10 protein-coding genes and 1 pseudogene are annotated in these 17,552 nt (G+C 49.4%); 4 read left to right on the top strand and 7 right to left on the bottom strand.

Annotated features, from left to right (window positions below):
- Positions 1–33: 33 nt before the first annotated feature.
- The 6 genes from GmarT_RS09445 to GmarT_RS09420 form a co-directional block, all read right to left on the bottom strand.
- Positions 34–3,015 carry a hypothetical protein gene (locus GmarT_RS09445; RefSeq protein ID WP_002648416.1) on the bottom strand — a complete coding sequence of 994 codons (2,982 nt, stop codon included), beginning with the start codon at positions 3,013–3,015 and terminating at the stop codon, positions 34–36.
- Between the two features lie 109 nt (positions 3,016–3,124).
- Positions 3,125–5,710 carry a GAP1-N2 domain-containing protein gene (locus tag GmarT_RS09440; RefSeq protein ID WP_002648417.1) on the bottom strand — a complete coding sequence of 862 codons (2,586 nt, stop codon included), beginning with the start codon at positions 5,708–5,710 and terminating at the stop codon, positions 3,125–3,127.
- Positions 5,707–7,089: a hypothetical protein gene (locus tag GmarT_RS09435; protein ID WP_002648418.1), complete on the bottom strand. Its 1,383-nt coding sequence runs from the start codon at positions 7,087–7,089 to the stop codon at positions 5,707–5,709. The genes GmarT_RS09440 and GmarT_RS09435 overlap by 4 nt, the downstream gene beginning before the upstream one ends.
- Positions 7,090–7,335: 246 nt before the next feature.
- Positions 7,336–9,957: a GAP1-N2 domain-containing protein gene (locus tag GmarT_RS09430; protein WP_002648419.1), complete on the bottom strand. Its 2,622-nt coding sequence runs from the start codon at positions 9,955–9,957 to the stop codon at positions 7,336–7,338.
- A gap of 492 nt (positions 9,958–10,449) precedes the next feature.
- On the bottom strand, positions 10,450–11,403 hold the full coding sequence (locus GmarT_RS09425; protein WP_002643830.1) for an IS110 family RNA-guided transposase: 954 nt from the start codon (positions 11,401–11,403) through the stop codon (positions 10,450–10,452).
- A gap of 279 nt (positions 11,404–11,682) precedes the next feature.
- A complete protein-coding gene (locus GmarT_RS09420; protein ID WP_230682347.1) occupies positions 11,683–13,161 on the bottom strand; it encodes an IS4 family transposase in 1,479 nt (492 codons plus the stop codon).
- Positions 13,162–13,403: 242 nt separating this feature from the next.
- On the opposite strand from GmarT_RS09420, the pseudogene GmarT_RS09415 reads away from it, so the two are divergent.
- Positions 13,404–13,604: pseudogene (locus GmarT_RS09415) on the top strand (winged helix-turn-helix transcriptional regulator); the annotation flags it as partial.
- 218 nt (positions 13,605–13,822) lie between these two features.
- Here GmarT_RS09415 and GmarT_RS09410 read toward each other — a convergent pair.
- Positions 13,823–14,332, bottom strand: a complete 510-nt coding sequence (locus GmarT_RS09410) for a hypothetical protein (RefSeq protein ID WP_002649807.1) — start codon at positions 14,330–14,332, stop codon at positions 13,823–13,825.
- A 570-nt stretch (positions 14,333–14,902) separates the two neighbouring features.
- Between GmarT_RS09410 and tnpA the strand changes: the two genes are divergently transcribed.
- From tnpA to tnpC, 3 genes are read left to right on the top strand one after another with little or no spacing between them, the layout of a single operon-like run.
- Entirely contained in the window at positions 14,903–15,256 is a 354-nt protein-coding gene (gene tnpA, locus GmarT_RS09405) for an IS66 family insertion sequence element accessory protein TnpA (RefSeq protein ID WP_002645297.1), read from the top strand.
- Positions 15,250–15,609 carry an IS66 family insertion sequence element accessory protein TnpB gene (gene tnpB / locus GmarT_RS09400; RefSeq protein WP_002645298.1) on the top strand — a complete coding sequence of 120 codons (360 nt, stop codon included), beginning with the start codon at positions 15,250–15,252 and terminating at the stop codon, positions 15,607–15,609. Before tnpA ends, tnpB begins: the two co-directional genes overlap by 7 nt.
- A gap of 47 nt (positions 15,610–15,656) precedes the next feature.
- Positions 15,657–17,231 carry an IS66 family transposase gene (tnpC, locus tag GmarT_RS09395; RefSeq protein ID WP_233468682.1) on the top strand — a complete coding sequence of 525 codons (1,575 nt, stop codon included), beginning with the start codon at positions 15,657–15,659 and terminating at the stop codon, positions 17,229–17,231.
- Positions 17,232–17,552 lie beyond the last annotated feature (321 nt).

Below are 17,552 nucleotides of genomic sequence, written 5' to 3'. Positions count from 1 at the left end.
TATTGAGAGAAAGAACACCTGGTGTCTCCTCCCTTAATCAGTATTCGTATTCTTTTTCACGTAAAAAACCGGACGTCCTTCCTGGAAGGCATAAGGTGCCCCCGAGAGGGTAGCTTTTCCTTTCTGAACTTCTCCGACTCTTACTATTTCCATCAATTTAGAGTTAGGATCTGCCGATTCAGATTCCGGTTTTGGATCTACCGGTTCAGGCTTAGGATAAATGGCAAATAAAATCTTGTTTTCCGACTCAAGAGGCACTGATTTTGTTTTGCAGATCCACTTGCCTTCTGCTTTATCTTCAATCATCCACCCGTACCATTCATATTGATTTGCCAGAACAGGTTTCTTCCATTTCGCTTGATATGCTTCTAATGATTTCAGTGCAGATTTAGGGTGTTCCATTCTTGCCAAAACGCGAATTGCTTTTTTTTCGGCAAGTTTGGCATTGAGGTTTTCCGGGTTAATCCAGTTGACGGTAAAATCAAGATTGGAGTTTGATAAGATATCCATTTGGGAAGCAAATTCCTGCTTGATAAACAGGCTGCCCTGAGATGCGACTTTCAAGATACTTTCGATCAACTGAAGTTTGAGCATCGGCTCCATCTCTTCATTGTCAAACAATAAAACCAGTATTTCAATAAATGTTTTCTCCCAGCCTTTTCTATCAAGTCCGGCCATCAGGTCCTGTGCTGCAGTACTAAACACTGCTTGTGGCGCTGCGTAATTTACTTTCCCATCTTGAATTGGATATGTTATTTCTCCCTTTTGAATTCGCTCCACACCACCAATTTTCACTAAATCAAAACCATCCAGAAAATTGACAACAAGCACGGCCCCGCTTGAATTCGGAGGCTCTTTAAAATAGTACCTTTTGCCATCGGTTGTTTTGATCATCAGAAGATTCGCGACTGTTTCATTGCTGAATACATCATTTAACTGGTACTGTAGTTTCTCTCCGTTCTCAGTAACGCGACTGTTCCTGGATTGCAGCATGTCCACCAGAGGTTGTATATATTCTGCTGCTGGAAAATCCTTGTATTCTTCCTGTATTTTTCTGGCTTCACTCTCGAAAGCTTTTGACTCATCCTGAGAGAGTTTCGTGAAATCGGTCCTGGAGCATTTATCAATAAAATGATTCCAGGCATTGAGTCCAACCCAGACCGTAAATTCATCCTCTAAAACTTTTTTAATCGCTTCTGCTCGTGCCGTCTGATTTTGAGAGGAGTATTTTTCCAAGGCCGTTTTAAACCGATTCCGATCTCCCACCGCCTCAGTGATCTGCTGTAAAGCTCTGCTCTCACGCTGTTTTTCTAACGTTGTTGTCGTCATTGAATTCAAGGAATTGATCAGAGGTGGTACCAGAACAGAGTACTCCGAACTGACACGAGGTCGCGCGTTGAGCTCATTCGCCTGATTTACCAGCCCCTGCAGTTGAGTCAGATTTTCCTGGTCAGCACCGGCGATGCCTGCCTTCAGTTTGTCTAAATCAGTTCGGAAGCGGTCATCAACTTCTTTCTGCATTCCAATCTGTTTTTCGTTGACCTTACGAGTCAATTCGACAATTTGTCCATACTCTGCATCCGTAATGGCCACTTCCTTGGCTTCATCCAGACTTTCCAGGGCGGCGGGCATGGTTTCCCAGCTTGCATTCAAGACCCCTCTCGTGCGCGCATCATCAAGGATATTTCGAAATTTATCTTGCCGTCCCCTCTCAGCTTCAATCGCAAGTTTCAGGTCTGCCTTGAGTTTTTTGACTTCAGGACTATCGGCGACCCTCTGGTTCTCTGACTCCAACTGCTCAAAATAACGGTTGACTTCTTTGAAATTTCCTGTTGTCCGAGCTGACTCAAGCAGTTCCGTTGCAGCAGCAACAGATGTAGCCAGTTCTTTGTTGTGGATTTGCCTGACAATCAGAAACGTAATTCCGGCCCCGATCAATAAGACCCCCATAGCAACGCAGGAAATAATCAGCCGCCCTTTACGTCGGGCCGCGAGTTCCTGATATTCGAGCCGTTCGGAAAGACGTCGATGTAATACATCGGGAAGAGCACGATCATTTTTTACAGCCTGGTAATAGAGCCGCTCCAGTTCCTCTTTGGGGAGTTCAGCGTCCAGCCCCTGTTCCAGTTGCGATAAGGCGAGCTGGTATTCCTGCTCTTCCTGTTCTTTCTGATCCTCCTGTTTCAACCAGTCCAGAGCCGGTCCTGCCAAATCCCATAACTGATCATCTGGGGGGAGGCTGGCAATCGGAACCAGCGCATTCCAGCGCTGACGTAAGTTTCGTGCCGCCTTAAGGTCAAAGTCACTGAAAGCAGACGTCAGGCCTTCTTCAATTTTTACCATTTCCTCGCGCGCCTCTTTGGCACGCAGTTGTGAATGCGCAGCAGATACATTGGAGAGCAGTTTTTTAGAAGGTCGTTCCAGCCAGTTTGGATCGAGCAGTTCCTGTTCCAGTAGAGCCAGTTGTTTTGTGTCCAACTGTTTCACGGCAACATTCGCTTCATCTTTGAGCTGCATCTGACGAGCGCGTTCAAATACATGCAGGTCATCTTCCCAGATGGGGTTGGTCTGGTCGGCTTCTGCCAGTCGGCGGAGAATTCCGATTCTTGTTTTCAAGGGGCTGCGTGCCAGCGCGTGTAAGCGATTCAAACGCATCAGGCCGTTTAAAGGCTGCTCTTCCGAATACGCTTCGTTAAGGTCGGCGGCAATATCGAGCTGTAATTCCGGAGGGGCCGGCAGATCAAACTGGGAGAGATAATCGACCCAGACCTCACGTCCGGGGAAATCCAGGGCCGCGACAACATCCAACAGATTGGGAGTGATTTCACACTTTCCAAGCGCTTCCGTCCGTAGTCCCTGGTGCAACAGAGTTTCACACTCCCGCAACCGACCATTGGCTTCTTCAACTGCTCTGACGAACCGATCTTCCAGGGCTTCCAGTGTTTCCTGCTCTGCATCGATGTCTGAAGACAGAATTGCCTGGATCTCTTCAATTATACTCTGCTGGTCTCTCATTACTTTTTATCCCTGAGGGTATCTTCGTATCGTTCCAGAAGTCTTAAAGCAGATCTGAAATCAAAGTCCTGGATACTTCCATTCCAAAAGCAGCTGTCGTTAACAAAAGCTAATGCTTTTTACTGTCGGGGGTGGTCTTAATAATCACAACTTTCTCACCTTCGATTTCGATAAAGAGTTCGTAATCGATGGTCACGTTCTTCTCTAACTGGTCGAAGAGTTTCAGCATATTGTTACACCATTTTTCGTTATCTCTTGCAAAGTTAATATGAGTATTGCTGTCTTCGATAGACTTTTTTAATTTTGTAATATCTTGGACTAACTTAGCCTGTTGTAATTTAAGTGATGGGTAATCCAACTTGATCTTATTCAATACGAGCCATTGATAAACCTGTTGATAATAATTAGCAATGACATTCATGTCGGCATTCGCCTGAGGCTGTTTGGGAAACGTGGGATTACTTTCTATTGGTTTTAAAATATGATTTTTCTCATCTAGTTGTGAATCAAGCTTAGCGAGTTTAGTAGTAGCTTTCCGAATGAATTTATTTCGGTTGTCAATTTGGAGATTACAATAGTCGAGGTTCTCTATAATAATCTGGTGTGATACGAACTTGCTCTGAAGAGCACTCTCTCCATCTTTGAGAATTTTCCCATGAGCCTGCGATTGGATTTTTATTCCATAACTATCTGATAGGCGAATGAATGAAATAACCAGGTCCAAAAATGGTTCATCAACTTTCATAATTGGATTGAAAAAACGAATTTCTACTGATTCTTTTTTCGAATTTAACTCTAATTCCGAATCCTTCACATATTGAAATCTGGGATAGCCAACTAATCCATCCTGAGGAGTTCCATGAACTTGAATTTTTAAACGGAGGAGCTCTTCTGGAGGAAGAGAATTTATTGAAAGCGGAATATTATTACTTAGTAACTTTGATTTAAAATCAAGACCAAGAGAATTATTTTCAATCTTGAGTTCTGAATTGGGTTCCGAGAGACGACAGAGCACAGAGTCACCACCAACAGTGATTTTCAGCAGGCAATATTTCAAAAATTGCCATTTTTCAGGAGGCTCCTTCCCCCATACGAACGTAAGGGAGTTATTGATCATCTGGAAATGCCCCACTACCTTCTGACCGAAGCCGCTACCCGACTTTTTGATCACATTCCATTGGTTCGGTGTTTTGGGGAGAGATTCCAGTACAAATTTGCTGCCATCCCCAAGTACTTTCTCGCTACCCAGAAGTTCTAAATGACAATTCTGTTTACCTCTAACAAAGACTTTTGTAAGTTCGTATGGATCGCTGCTACTGTTGAGGCTCTGGTCAAGTAATGGCAAAGGAAGCATCCGATGATGCTTCTTAAGAACATCCTCGAGTGGCTTTTTCTTCGGCTCTTTTTTAACCTGTTTTGGTTCAGGTTCAGGTACCATTTCAGCCTGGGGGATTGAGACAACTTGTTTTGGCTTTTCAACAGGTTTAAGCCGCTTCACCTTTTTTACAGACGCTTCTATTTTGTCTTTCTCCATCTTCTCCAGGATTATTTTCTGTTTCATCTCTGTTGGCGGTTTTGGGGATTGAACGACTTGCTCATGTTCATTCTGTCCCGGCATCAACAGGTAAACGGTTCCTGCAATCAAAACGAACAGCAAAACGACACTCGAACCAATGAGCAGCTTGCGACTCTTTTTTGGTTTCTGAAAATGTTTCTCCAGCGGGGGAGGACCGGAAGCTCTCCGCGTTTTCACAACAGGAGGGGGCACAGGAGAAGCTGGCTCGGGGAAATCGGAATTTTCTTCCGTCGAATCCTGCTGTACGATTTCATGGGACGGGATCGGTGGCGCTACATGAATCGCTTTTGGGGACGCCGAATCCTTCTGTCGATTGATTTGCCCAGTCCGGGCTGCTGCTACCAGGGGCCCTTCCGGGGCCGTTCCCAGATCGGCACACAGGTCAATCAGTTTCACGCGAGGATTACGTCGTGCGGCTTCTGCTTCCGGACTACCATCCAGCACAAACCGCCACTGACAATCCACGCCAGCCGGCAGCTTTGTGAAATAGGTACTGAAGGTCACCTCCCAGCGTTGCTTTTCCGGCAGCAGCTGTAACGCCTCTGACACCAGCGCCAGCGTACTGCTGCCGGCTTCCACCGGATAGATAATCGTCTGTGATTGATTTCCCCCTTCCAACGCCGATTCTGCCAGCACACCTGCCCAGCCCGCATCACACCACCTCGACCAGCTGGTGCACTGGGTCAAGGGAGGATGATCGCTGCTCAGGCGATGGCAGTTTATCTCAGTATAACGAGTCTGAGAGTCCCATGCTTCTATGCAAAAACCTGGCTGTTGCAGCTGGTAGGCTGGTCCCGCAGGGGGACGTTCTGAAGGCGTCAGTGCCACATGATGCGCCAGTTTGTTGGTTCGGCCTGTATAGTCCTGGCCGGCATCGCCGATACGGGACAGTACGGAATATTCCTGGCCACCCACGGTGACTTTCAAATGCGAATAATTGACCGGATTGAGATGCGCGTGTTCGTCATGCACTGCATACGCATGACGATAGCCACTTAAGGATTCCAGGCGTTCTGCCAGATTACGGGCCATGCCCTGCGTGGCGATCACGGTACAGAATCCACGACTGCCCGGCTTCAAACCCTGAGGCGCGGAAGTGTAGACGATCTCCTGACTCATGTTCCCGAATCCCTGAAGATGCGTGGCTGTGATGGTGAGGAGTGTTGGTCCTTACCGGTCTGATCTTTATTGACTGATGAAGCTGCCTTTTTTTTCGCTTCCTCACTCTTCACAGTAGAGATGAGGCCTGGGACAGAGCGATGAAGCGCATAGAGCATGGGGATTTCGATCCACATCGATTTGATATCTTTGGGGCGAATTCCTAAATAACCTGATTCTTCAATCAGTTCAGGCGCTTGTCCCTGGGCACTCGCCGGAACATAGATCACATCTGACGAAAAGCCCTCCACAGCAGACACCATCTCAGGTGCATACTTCAATACAATATCGCGTATCTGCCTGGAAATATTTCGTAACTGCTTCAGATTCAAACCGAAATAAGGGGGATTAGCCGGACTGGTTGCCCATTCTTCTTTCAGAGGTTTTCCGCTCGCCAGTGAGCACCATGCATCATATTTTGTAACAACGACCACGAGGGGACGATCATCTTTTTCATGCGCAGGCAGCCCTTTATAGTTGCGGATACGATTTGCCGCTTCCTGGAAGATCAGATCCTGGCGGTTACTCCAGACATTATCCACCATCTGGGGGTCCTGGCTTTGGCCTTTGCAGGCATTCCTGAATTTCGGATGCTGTGTAGGGTCAAATAAAAACAGTAACACACGCGAGACAGCCAGATGTTGAACTGGCCTGTTTGCCGTTTCGTTTCCCGGGAGAAAATGTTCGCCCGCGTTATCATACAGACACAAAGCACGTGCCAGTCGCCTGCTGTGCACACCATACTGGTGACCCGGTTCGGGTTGGATGGGGAACACAAATGGTTTGGGATACTGTACCGTTCTACCTGATCCATAATTGACCGTCTCGTACAATTCCCCCCCTTCCAGTTCCGTCTTTCGAAGCGCGACTAATTTGTCCTCGTTATTATTGAGGAACAGTTCTTCTTCGTAATCGATTAAAAGCTGGTTCGCTTCGGGGTCGGCATCGCCAAAACTAAGCCCGAATTGATTGCTCAAAATCGACCGTAGTTTCCAGGTCATGGCTGCCAGAAAATACGATTTCCCCGAGCCGGGAGCGCCCAGGATTGAAATAAAGAATGGCTCCATTTCCAGCAACTGTCGGGGAATCAGCAAATGACATTGAGGACAGGCCAGTTTACTGCATGCGACCCCTTTGATATCCAGGGCTTTGCCTTGGACATTAAAACGGGAAGGCAGAAATCGCTGTTGTGCATCATTTCCCAGAAGTGGATCACCTGTCAGATCCGAATGGGCGGCAACCCAAAGTATCTCTTCAGGAGGAAATTCATTCCAGCAGTGAGGACAGATAACTTGCTTCAGCAATGTTTGTGTAATCGTTTTTTCACGGCCCTTCGACACAAAACCTCTCCCACGGGAATCTATCTCAATGGAAACCACTCACTGTCGTTGCCAGTCAAGTTGACTGTTTAATCGACATGAATCTACCAGGGTAAACCTGGTTACAGGTTGATACAAAAGTCCCCAGTGACATATATACTAACATGCATGTCCACGAGAAACGAGCGTTTAGATTTGATTTTCTGGAGAAGTGCAGTAGATAGTAAATGCCAGCCGTAAAGTCTTTATTAAAACAAGGGTTGTTACTTATTTATGTTTCTCGAATTCGTCTTTCCAGTGATCTAAAGCTCTGGGTTCTCCGGCATGGGACGGATTAGAAACTCGAGCGGAAGTATGCGGTTTTCCTGAAATTCTCTCCAGATTCCAGATCACAAGCGCCCTTGATAAATAATCCCCTACTTTCAACTGCTGGTCACCATACTGCAAGATTTTAACGAAATAGATGTCGCCAGTCGGTTTTTTAAGAACCGATTCCGCGCGTACAGTTCCACCACTGCCAAAGGTGTCAATCTTTAATCGAGCGCTATTACCACGAATTAAATCGAGCAAATCCTCTGCAGTACGCAGGCGTTCCCAGGCATCCACTAATTCCTTGGGTAGCTCCAGTTTCTCTTTTTTGCTTTCCTGTTTTTCCTCTGGAATATCTTTCTTCTCTGCATTATAGGATTTCAACTGGTTGTCATATTCTATTTTCAATTCGGAAATTGTAGCGATGCTTTCTCCAGGCGACAGCTGACTGTTCACCGCCTGCCAGATCTTTTCTTCCTGAGCTTTTTGATCGCTTTCAGGTAAGCTGACCAGTTGCCAGTGGAGCACATCCACAAACTCAGGCCACGATAAAGCCACCTCTGCCTTCTTCTCAGGTTCCATGAGTGCCTTAACCAGAGGGTCGACCTCGCCCAGCAGGCCAAGAGCCAGGGTCAGCTGTGCTTTTTGCTGCCCCTCGGACTGATTCAGCTTTTCCAACAGGATCCGTTTTATGTCTTGATAATATTTTTCAGATCTCGAATCAGGGGATGCTCCCTTTTCACCAGTCAGTGCTGCAGTAATTTCCTTAGAGTCTTGTAAATCAACTGCCGGTATTTTGGATGGTGACTCACTTTCTCGCTTTTCAATTCCTAGAGGGTTCTTATCTGAATCTAATTTGATTTCTCCGGATCGTGCAAATAGTTTCAATTGACTCTCTTTAAGCGGTGCTATAGGCAAGTCTGCCTCAAATATTGCAGTTATATTATTTGTTACTCCCAAGGGAGTCATTGCAATACGATGTAAGTGACGGGATTTTGTTGCTTCTGACAGAATGATCTCTTGAGATTTTTGACTCACGTTCTCCACGGTAATCCGGCCGAATCTCAACGAAATTCTGGGGACTGATTTCTCACCGGAATTCACTTCATCCATTGATAATTCAATTTCTGTTTTTTCATGGACGGTCAGTTCCAACTGATCGGTAAGATGAATTTTCACCTGAGACATCGGTAATACGAGCAGCTTTCCTCCCGGGAACCAAATCGCCTTATCATCGTTCGCCTTCTCATTTTTATTTTCTGTAAGATAGAAATCAGGATGCTCACCGAATACAAGATAAGTATCGCGTATGCTTGGTTTGACTGGCTTTTGTGGCGTATCTGCTGTTTTCGTGATTTCAGCGAGTATGGGCTTGGATGCAACAAGCGGGGGTTCGTCAATTGTTGCTGTTTCAGTTTTATTGACAGGTGAAAGACGCTTCACTTCTTTCGCGACTGCCTCTGCCTTTTCTCGCTCCATCTTTTCCAGGGCTTTCTTGTTCTCCATCTTCAGTGGTGGGGGCGAATTTTTGACAACTTTTTCCTGATCTCGTTGGTCCGGCATCAACAGGTAACCCATTCCCACAATCATCAGCAGGAGCAGAACGACCCCTGTACCAATCAGGAGTTTTCGGCTCCCATTCGATTTCGCTTTTTGAAAATGCTGCGCCAACGGAGGGGGGCTTGTGGTACGCTTGGGACTTGCGGAAGGCGAGGGAGTTGGAACCGGTGGTTCTGGCACTGGTGTTGAAGGAAGATCTGTCTTCAGCTGTTGAGGACGTTGCCCAGTCCGGGCTGCTGCTACCAGGGGCCCTTCCGGGGCCGTTCCCAGATCGGCACACAGGTCAATCAGTTTCACTCGAGGATTACGCCGTGCGGCTTCTGCTTCCGGGCTACCATCCAGCACAAACCGCCACTGACAATCCACGCCAGCCGGCAGCTTTGTGAAATAGGTACTGAAGGTCACCTCCCAGCGTTGCTTTTCCGGCAGCAGTTGTAACGCCTCTGACACCAGCGCCAGCGTACTGCTGCCGGCTTCCACCGGATAGATAATCGTCTGCGACTGATTTCTCCCTTCCAATGCCGATTCTGCCAGCACACCTGCCCAGCCCGCATCACACCACCTCGACCAACTGGTGCACTGGGTCAAGGGAGGATGATCGCTGCTCAGGCGATGGCAGTTTATCTCAGTATAACGAGTCTGAGAGTCCCATGCTTCTATGCAAAAACCTGGCTGTTGCAGCTGGTAGGCCGGGCCCGCGGGGGGACGTTCTGAAGGCGTCAGTGCTACATGATGCGCCAGTTTGTTGGTTCGGCCTGTATAGTCCTGGCCGGCATCGCCGATACGGGACAGTACGGAATATTCCTGGCCACCCACGGTGACTTTCAAATGCGAATAATTGACCGGATTGAGATGCGCGTGTTCGTCATGCACTGCATACGCATGACGATAGCCACTTAAGGATTCCAGGCGTTCTGCCAGATTACGGGCCATGCCCTGCGTGGCGATCACAGTACAGAATCCACGACTGCCCGGCTTCAAACCCTGAGGCGCGGAAGTGTAGACGATCTCCTGACTCATGATACGAATCCCTGAATTTATATGGGTTTAATGATAAAGGAAGGGAGTATTGACTGCTGCCCAGGAAAATGGGGGATCAATAATTGAGTTGAAACCTCGATCATTCATAATATTCTGCATCACTAAAAAAAGCTCAAATACTCTATGAAGTATAAACGGCAGGTAATCCTGTAATATCTGATCCCCACTATTCGTGTCATGGGGGGGGACATGATTTCATCAATGAGTTTCTCTCAGAAGTCGCTCGGCTTCACTATTGAAAAAGGCAATACGACAATTAGAAATCTCATTAAACTAACCCCCTCAACACAAGCATGCCCGCCCCGTTCATTTAACATTCCGTTCAGACTATACATATTTGCAAGTATTATCAAGAATGAATCTCTAAGTTTAAACACTGCTGCTTATCACGGCTTTACCATCATTTTGTCGTGAGTTAAAGAAAGACCTGACCTGGTTATTTAAAGGGGTCAGCGACTGTCTTGGATTATGTCAAGAAGCAAGAAGATTTTGATCCCACGTCTGATTGTTTTTCATCATGGAATTCAGGATGGTGATAAACTTTCTCATGCAGGCTGTGATGGCCAGCTTCTTCGGTTTACCTCTTTCCAATAAGGACAAGTAAAATGCTTTGATGCGACTGTTCCAGCGCGTGGCTACTAAGGTCGCCATATAAAGGATCCGCCGTATCTGGCTTCTGCCGGCATATGTTCTGCGCTGCCCTTTGAATTTGCCACTGTCCCGAACGAGAGGAGCCAGGCCGACGAGCTTGGCGATCTGCTGCCGATTCAGTTGCCCGAGTTCAGGCAGCCCGGCAATCAGGTTAGCGGTTGTTGCCGGGCCGACACCTTTCGCAGAGAGCAGAATTTCGGACTTCTGTTTCATGGTCTGGTCGGCTTCAATGACCTTCAGCATTTCATTGTCCAGTTTTTTAAGCTGTTTCTGATAGAGTTGGATCGCCCGTTGAATGAAGGCCCGAATTTGCCGATCCTCAATTTGCTGCTGACGATTGGATTCCTGGGTAATCATACTTTGAACCTGTTCTCGACGAGTTGCCAGCAACTTGAGTTTCTCCCTGTTTCGATCGATTTTTCCCATCGTCCTCGGTTGCATCATCTGTCCAAAAGAGGCGATGATCCTGGCGTCGATGGCATCGTTTTTCTCAAGCTTCCCACAGGCTCTGGCAAAGTCACGAATCAGCTTCGGATTCACCACGGCACATGCAATTCCCTGGCTCTGTAAATATTTGACCAGTTTCTTTTCGTAGCCACCCGTGGCTTCCATGACGACGGTTGCGTTGAGCTTGATGATCTGCCGGGCAAGCAGCTTGAGGGAATCCTGCTGATAAGCGATCTTCTGCTGCTGGCCATTAATCGTATGGAAGAGATCGAGTGAATCTTTAGAAACATCAATGCCAACCACAGAAATTGAAGAGGAGTCTTTCATCGTGTGTCCCATCCTAGTAAAATACGAGCTCACCTGAGTGGCTCTAGCGACTGTTCGGGTTGAAAACGATGCGGCTCTGCGATCCAACTGACCCACGGTGTCTATCAGCACCCAGGACTCGACGATCTACAAAGTCGCAGCTCATCCCTGATGGCCATCAGGGATGAGCTCTTATCAATATAACCAGCCACATCAATTCTGTAAGCCTGGTCCAATGCCGCTCGTACCCGAGATACTAGGACTGAATGGCACTGCCTGTTGTTGTGAAAGAGTTTGCGTTCATACAGTTGCCCTTCTTTGTTGATGGTAATGGTATCTTGGTTGCTTCAGCAAAGCCAGCACTTTGGTGCGACGTTTATTAGCTCTGGGCTCTGTTCGGCCGATGCGATGTCCTACACGTTCGCTGCAGGGGACCTGCTGTCCGAGTGTGGCTAATTCCTCGGTCGTCTGCGTGACAGCTCCCAGCAACCAGCTTGCAGCCAGCATCTGCTGAGTGGTGGTAAACGAGAGCGAGCGTGGATCACGGCCTGTCGCCAGGCTACTCTGCAGCATCTTCAATCGAATCAGATTGTACGCCAGCAGACATGACCAGAGTTCGGTGAGCACCATGGCCGGAGACTTTGCACGCAGAATATCCATGCCCAGAGAACACTTGATACTGCGAATGTCCAGTTCGATCAGCCAGCGGCTCTGATACACGGCGGCGATCCAGCGTGCCGGGCATGCTTTCCGATCTGTGATGGTGGTGGCAATCGTAAAAGTTTTGGTGCGACACCCCGGCTGACTGACCTGCACATCGACCAGGCGCAGAGTGAGTGTCAGCGGCTGTCGCCGGTATTCCTGACGGGCCATCCAGGCAGGACGGACGGGGGGACGTAACCACGTCACCAGGCGCTCTCGCTTGTTCAGTCGGCGTGCGGTTTGCGGATGATCGTCTCGCAGGTGATGATTTTTCATCAGGATCTGCACGCCCCGCGCATGGCAAGCACTCACCAGCCAGTACGTGCAGTAATACGAGTCTGCCACCAGAGTATCTCCCGGTCGGAGTACATCGAGCATTTGCCAAAGCAGGGCTGTTTCGCCACTCCCTTTACCGCTGTAAGGTCCGCTCACCAGGTCAACCAGCAGTCCGGTGGTCATCGAGATCAGAGAAACGCAGCGGAGAACGGGGAACCCGAGCCCTGGCTTCTGTGCCGGATTCTGCGGATAGGCCCGCTGATTCTCAGGCGTATCGGCGGCCGTGATGGTGAAGCCGTCGACAAGCAGAATGCGACCGCCGGTGCTCCGTGATTTCACATCGGCCACGTTGGAAGGACTGAGCCGCGCCGCTGACTGCTCTTGGGACTGGACACAGTTCTGGTCACAGGCCGCTTCGGCATCGGCGGCAAGTTGCTGGACGATCTCACGGATGGCGGTAAAGGACAGTTTGAGTCGCGCCCGACAGTAAGCACCAGTATTCGTGCTGCAGACTCGCCGGCCCAGTGCCGCCCAGAAGCTGGCAACGCGGATCACGGCTGCCTTACAGCTGCGCTGCTCGCCGGAAAAGAAGACCTGAGAGATTAACGCCCAGAGCGTGATCGCCGGTGTGTAGATGGCATCGGGGTCATTGCCAAAATCGATTTCGTGTTCGTCAAACACCTGCTGCCAGCGTTGATCGTCAAGGACGTCGGCTAGCGGCAGGCTGCTCTCCTGCATCATCGAACGTTTGAAAAGAGAAAATGATGCTGCATTCACTCGGGAAGATGATATAAATGGCATAGGACCTTCCTTGGTCAAATGTTTTGCCCACACCAACCCAAGGAAGATCCTGCCAGAACGCAGCATAATGCCGGGAGAGGTTTTGCCAAACTCAATTTCCAGCGAACTGGCAAAAAATTGGAAAATTAAATACGTGACAACGTCACGAAAGAATCGTTGCGCAAACACAAATCATAAAAACAGCGGCAGTGCCATTCGGGTCAGGACTCTTATTTATTGAGTCCTGACCCCTTTATTCATCCGGTTGCGTGACGCAAAGAATGCTTACCAAGCAGCTTCGCGAACTCGAATCAAGTGGATTGGTGTCGAGAACCGTTTACGCTGAAGTCCCACCAAGAGTTGAGTACGAGCTCACGAAAGAAGGAGAGTCGTTGAAGCCAGTCATCAATGCATTGAAAAAATGGGGAGAGTCACATGCGTTGAAACTGCTTGAGCAGCGATAGACCAGCGAAGATGAAATTTTGGTAACACCGCTTACAGCGGGCGCCTGCACATTCACGCAGGAGGGAAATTCTTCGGTTCGCAAATAATGATTTTGCTGAACTGGAACAGTGTCCAAGTAATCAAAAGCAGACATCGTCGCAAACATGCTTTGCTTATAGTCTCATTGTTCGCCAAAAAGAGCCGATTCGTCTATTCATCAATCCATCTGATAGCGGTTTCATTTTTGGGGCTCTTCATGAAGCTCAGCTTCGTGTTGGATCTTGTCGTGCTCGTCGCGTTTTGCTTCTCTAATAAACAGTGGGATGAAAGGGAAAAGGAGAAATATCGACAGGAGAAAGAAGAGTGCTGCGACCACCCCCACCATCGACCAGTCTTCGACCAACGTTGCTGCCAGGATGAAAGCCCCCAAACCTAAGAACAGCGTCAAGGCGATGGCGGTAGAAATGCCCGCGTATTGGACATCCATTTCTGCTTCTTTTTGCGAAATGGTCGACTGATTTCTGCTGCGCAGCACTTTCGCTTGTGATTGACGTTCCAGATAACTCACGAATACGAAACCAATAAATATCACAGGCACTGCAAATGCAGACAGGTAGGCCGCCGAAGGTAAGAACAGTAAGAGTACGCTCGTAGCAATCAGTGCAACGATCAGTAGAAAACGCAGTATTGATTTTGCATGTCGCATCATCACGTGCGCGTCGGGCTCACCAAGAATGGGCTTATCCATTGTACCTGTCCTCTATCTGAGCTTTCCCACCTGGATTAGCCTGGAACCGATCCAAGAATGGATTACTGTTGATTATAAGGTCTGCGATTTCCCGTGTTTAAATTAAAGTGATTTTTCTCCACTTTGTTATCCTTCATTTGTAGTCCTTCAGTAGCTGAAATCCGGAAATCGCTGCCGAACGAATAATTTTTCATCACTCAATACATTTTATGCGCGGACTTTTTCGGTGAGAACCCCCATTTTCCATTAATTGATCCACTGCAGCTTCACGCCGCACGTGCCCCGCAGTGGCGACAGAATTGCCAGCCGTATAATCCGATCAAGAATCGCTGTAAACAATCTTCGTGACACTGCCACTTCCGCCAGTTGAAAGAATCTGTACTAGCTGTGCCCCGGCACTTTGTCGCCAATCTTGTCCAGCTTCTCCCACGGCGTCATCAGCGGCCAGTTCTCGGACCAAAAAAGTAATAAGTTTTCGCTCTCCCCCGTGTAACCGGCCCACGAAATACACCTTGACGTGTATCGTATTCTGAATGTGTTTCAACCCCAGCATATTCAGGAGCGAATGCGATGCCCATATCCCAGCCAACACAACGTGCCGATCAGCGGCGGAACCCGGACCGCGAAGCGTTCTGGCGACAAACAATTTCAGACAGGCTGCAGTCCGGACTTTCGATCCGTGCCTTCTGTGAGCGTGAGGGATTGAGCGAACCAACTTACCACTACTGGCGGCGGGAGCTGAAAAAACGCGATGCCGAGAACACAGTTGCAACATCCTTCCTGCCCATCGAGGTCCCTCGCCAGCCGCTTCCCACACCGATTGAAATCGTGTTCTCACACGGCACCACCGTTCGCGTTGGAAACGGCTGTGATCAAACCACGCTCGAAACCGTGCTCGCCGCGCTGGAGCAGCGCGCATGCTGAATCTCCCGGCCCGAATTTATTTCTGCACGGTGCCCACTGATATGCGTAAAAGTTTTGACGGGCTGATGCGGATGACCGAAGCCTACCTACAGCAAAACGTACTCGACGGGGGACTGTTTGTATTTCTCAACAAAAAACAGGATCGAATCAAGCTGCTCTACTGGGACCACGATGGCCTGGCTATCTGGTACAAACGCCTGGAAGCGGGCACGTACCAGCGTCTCTCCGGCCCGGAAGGCACACACGGCCTATCTCTTAAATCTACCGATCTGGCGCTACTGCTGCAGGGCATCGACCTGACCAGCGTGCAGCGCAGAAAACGCTATCAGATTTCGCAAAAAGTATCGACTTAATAAAAAAACAGTTCCCGCCTGACAACGATTATGTTAAGACGTGGGACATGAACCAGAAACGATCTTCACTGCCGAGCGACGTCCAGTCCTGTCACGACATGATTCACCAGCTGGGTGAGACCGTGGGAGAGCAACAGCGGGAAGTCGAGCAGCTCAAACATTTCATTGAGCGGCTGCTGCGACAACGCTTTGGCGCTCGTTCCGAAAAGATCGCTCCCAATCAAATGAGCCTGTTTGACGAACCCGAGGCTGCCGAGGAAGCTACCGACCCCGAGGACGATGAACCTCCTCCCACGGCGGTTTCCGCACATCGCCGTCATGGTGGTGGCCGTAACAAGCTGCCCGATCATCTGCCCCGGGAACGGGTAGAACATGACCTGACCGAATCGGAAAAACTCTGTCCCTGCTGTAATCAGACGCGACAGCGGATCGGAGAAATCAGCCACGAACAGCTGGAATTCATACCTGCCAGCCTGAAAGTAATCGAGCACGTACGTTTCAAATACGCGTGCCGGGAGTGTGAAGAGCATGTGGCGCTGGCTCCAGTTCCTGCCCGGCCGATTGCCAAAAGCTTCGCCGGCCCCGGCTTGCTCTCGACGATCCTGGTGGGGAAATACTCAGATCATCTCCCCCTGTATCGTCATGAATCCATTCTCAGCCGGAATGGCGTACAGCTTTCGCGAAGCACGATGAGCCGCTGGGTACTGGAAACTGCGGAATTACTGCAACCGCTGACTGATCTGATGAAAAGTCGCGTTCTGCAATCCAGTGTCGTGCATACGGACGATACAACGATTCCCGTCCAGGACCAACGGCTTTCCCGCACGCGGACCGGCCGGTCCTGGGTTTACTGCGGCGATGCCGCGCACCCGTATTCGGTCTATGATTTCACCCCGAACCGGGAACGCGCCGGTCCCCAGGCGTTTTTAAAACACTTTCGCGGTTATCTGCAGGCTGACGCGTATGCCGGCTACGAAGAGCTGTACCGCTCGGGCAGAATTCATCAGGTTTTATGTTGGGCACATGCGCGACGCAAGTTTTACGATGCGCGGACCGTGCAGCCGGAAGCCGCACACCGGGCATTATTGTTTATCCAGCAGTTATACGCGATTGAACGGGAGGCCGGCGAATTGAAATTGGATCTGTCACAGCCGGCGGACTGTGAACGCTGGTGGCAACACCGCCGACAGTTGCGACAGGACAAGGCGTTACCGATTTTGGAAACGTTTTGCGACTGGTTGACGGAAACCGCGCGCAGTCTGTTACCGAAAAGTCCGGTGGCAGTCGCGATGCAATATCTGTTAAGCCGCTGGTCCGGGTTTACGCGGTATTGTGCAGAGGGCATTCTGTCGATTGACAACAATCTGGCCGAACGCACCTTGCGTCCCTGTGCTATCGGCCGGAAGAATTATCTGTTCGTCGGCAGTGACCGGGGCGGCCAAGCCGCCGCCGTGCACTACAGTCTGATGGCCAGTTGCAAAGCAAACGAGGTAGAACCGTTTGCCTATCTGCGCGATGTGTTGGCACGGATCACCGATCACGCCGCCGATCGTCTGGAAGAACTGCTGCCGGACCAATGGCTGAAGCATCACCCGGAAGCCCACCGTCCCCGACGACGCTGAACCGGCAGTGATTCAGTTCAGACCGTTGATAGACCGTGTATTTGCTGAAACGGTTACTCCCCCGTTGCGGTCTGATCTGACAATACTGCTTGATCGCGAAAGTATACCTGCGCAGTGCAGATTCAAGGCCTTTCACCATCAAGACACTCTGGCTAGATGACCTGCCTTAAAAACCTGTACCAGTTTTTATGAAGGTTGGTCAGTGGAACGTGCCTGATCCAGAGCCACACAGGTTCTCCACTCAGAGACATGGAACTCACCCTGGATCGCGTTGACGGCGGCTCGTTTTCGGGAAGGGCTTACCAGTTTCCCTCCGAGATA

The organism is Gimesia maris (assembly GCF_008298035.1).
In the GTDB taxonomy this organism is placed as follows: Bacteria; Planctomycetota; Planctomycetia; order Planctomycetales; family Planctomycetaceae; genus Gimesia; species Gimesia maris.
This window is presented reverse-complemented; position numbering and strand designations above follow the sequence as displayed.

Bases quoted from the DNA above. Each gene is read 5' to 3' on its own strand.
- GmarT_RS09445 (WP_002648416.1), bottom strand. From the start codon at position 3,015: ATGAGAGACCAGCAGAGTATAATTGAAGAGATCCAGGCAATTCTGTCT.
- GmarT_RS09440 (WP_002648417.1), bottom strand. From the start codon at position 5,710: ATGAGTCAGGAGATCGTCTACACTTCCGCGCCTCAGGGTTTGAAGCCG.
- GmarT_RS09430 (WP_002648419.1), bottom strand. From the start codon at position 9,957: ATGAGTCAGGAGATCGTCTACACTTCCGCGCCTCAGGGTTTGAAGCCG.
- GmarT_RS09425 (WP_002643830.1), bottom strand. From the start codon at position 11,403: ATGAAAGACTCCTCTTCAATTTCTGTGGTTGGCATTGATGTTTCTAAA.
- GmarT_RS09420 (WP_230682347.1), bottom strand. From the start codon at position 13,161: ATGCCATTTATATCATCTTCCCGAGTGAATGCAGCATCATTTTCTCTT.
- GmarT_RS09410 (WP_002649807.1), bottom strand. From the start codon at position 14,332: ATGGATAAGCCCATTCTTGGTGAGCCCGACGCGCACGTGATGATGCGA.
- tnpA (WP_002645297.1), top strand. From the start codon at position 14,903: ATGCCCATATCCCAGCCAACACAACGTGCCGATCAGCGGCGGAACCCG.
- tnpB (WP_002645298.1), top strand. From the start codon at position 15,250: ATGCTGAATCTCCCGGCCCGAATTTATTTCTGCACGGTGCCCACTGAT.
- tnpC (WP_233468682.1), top strand. From the start codon at position 15,657: ATGAACCAGAAACGATCTTCACTGCCGAGCGACGTCCAGTCCTGTCAC.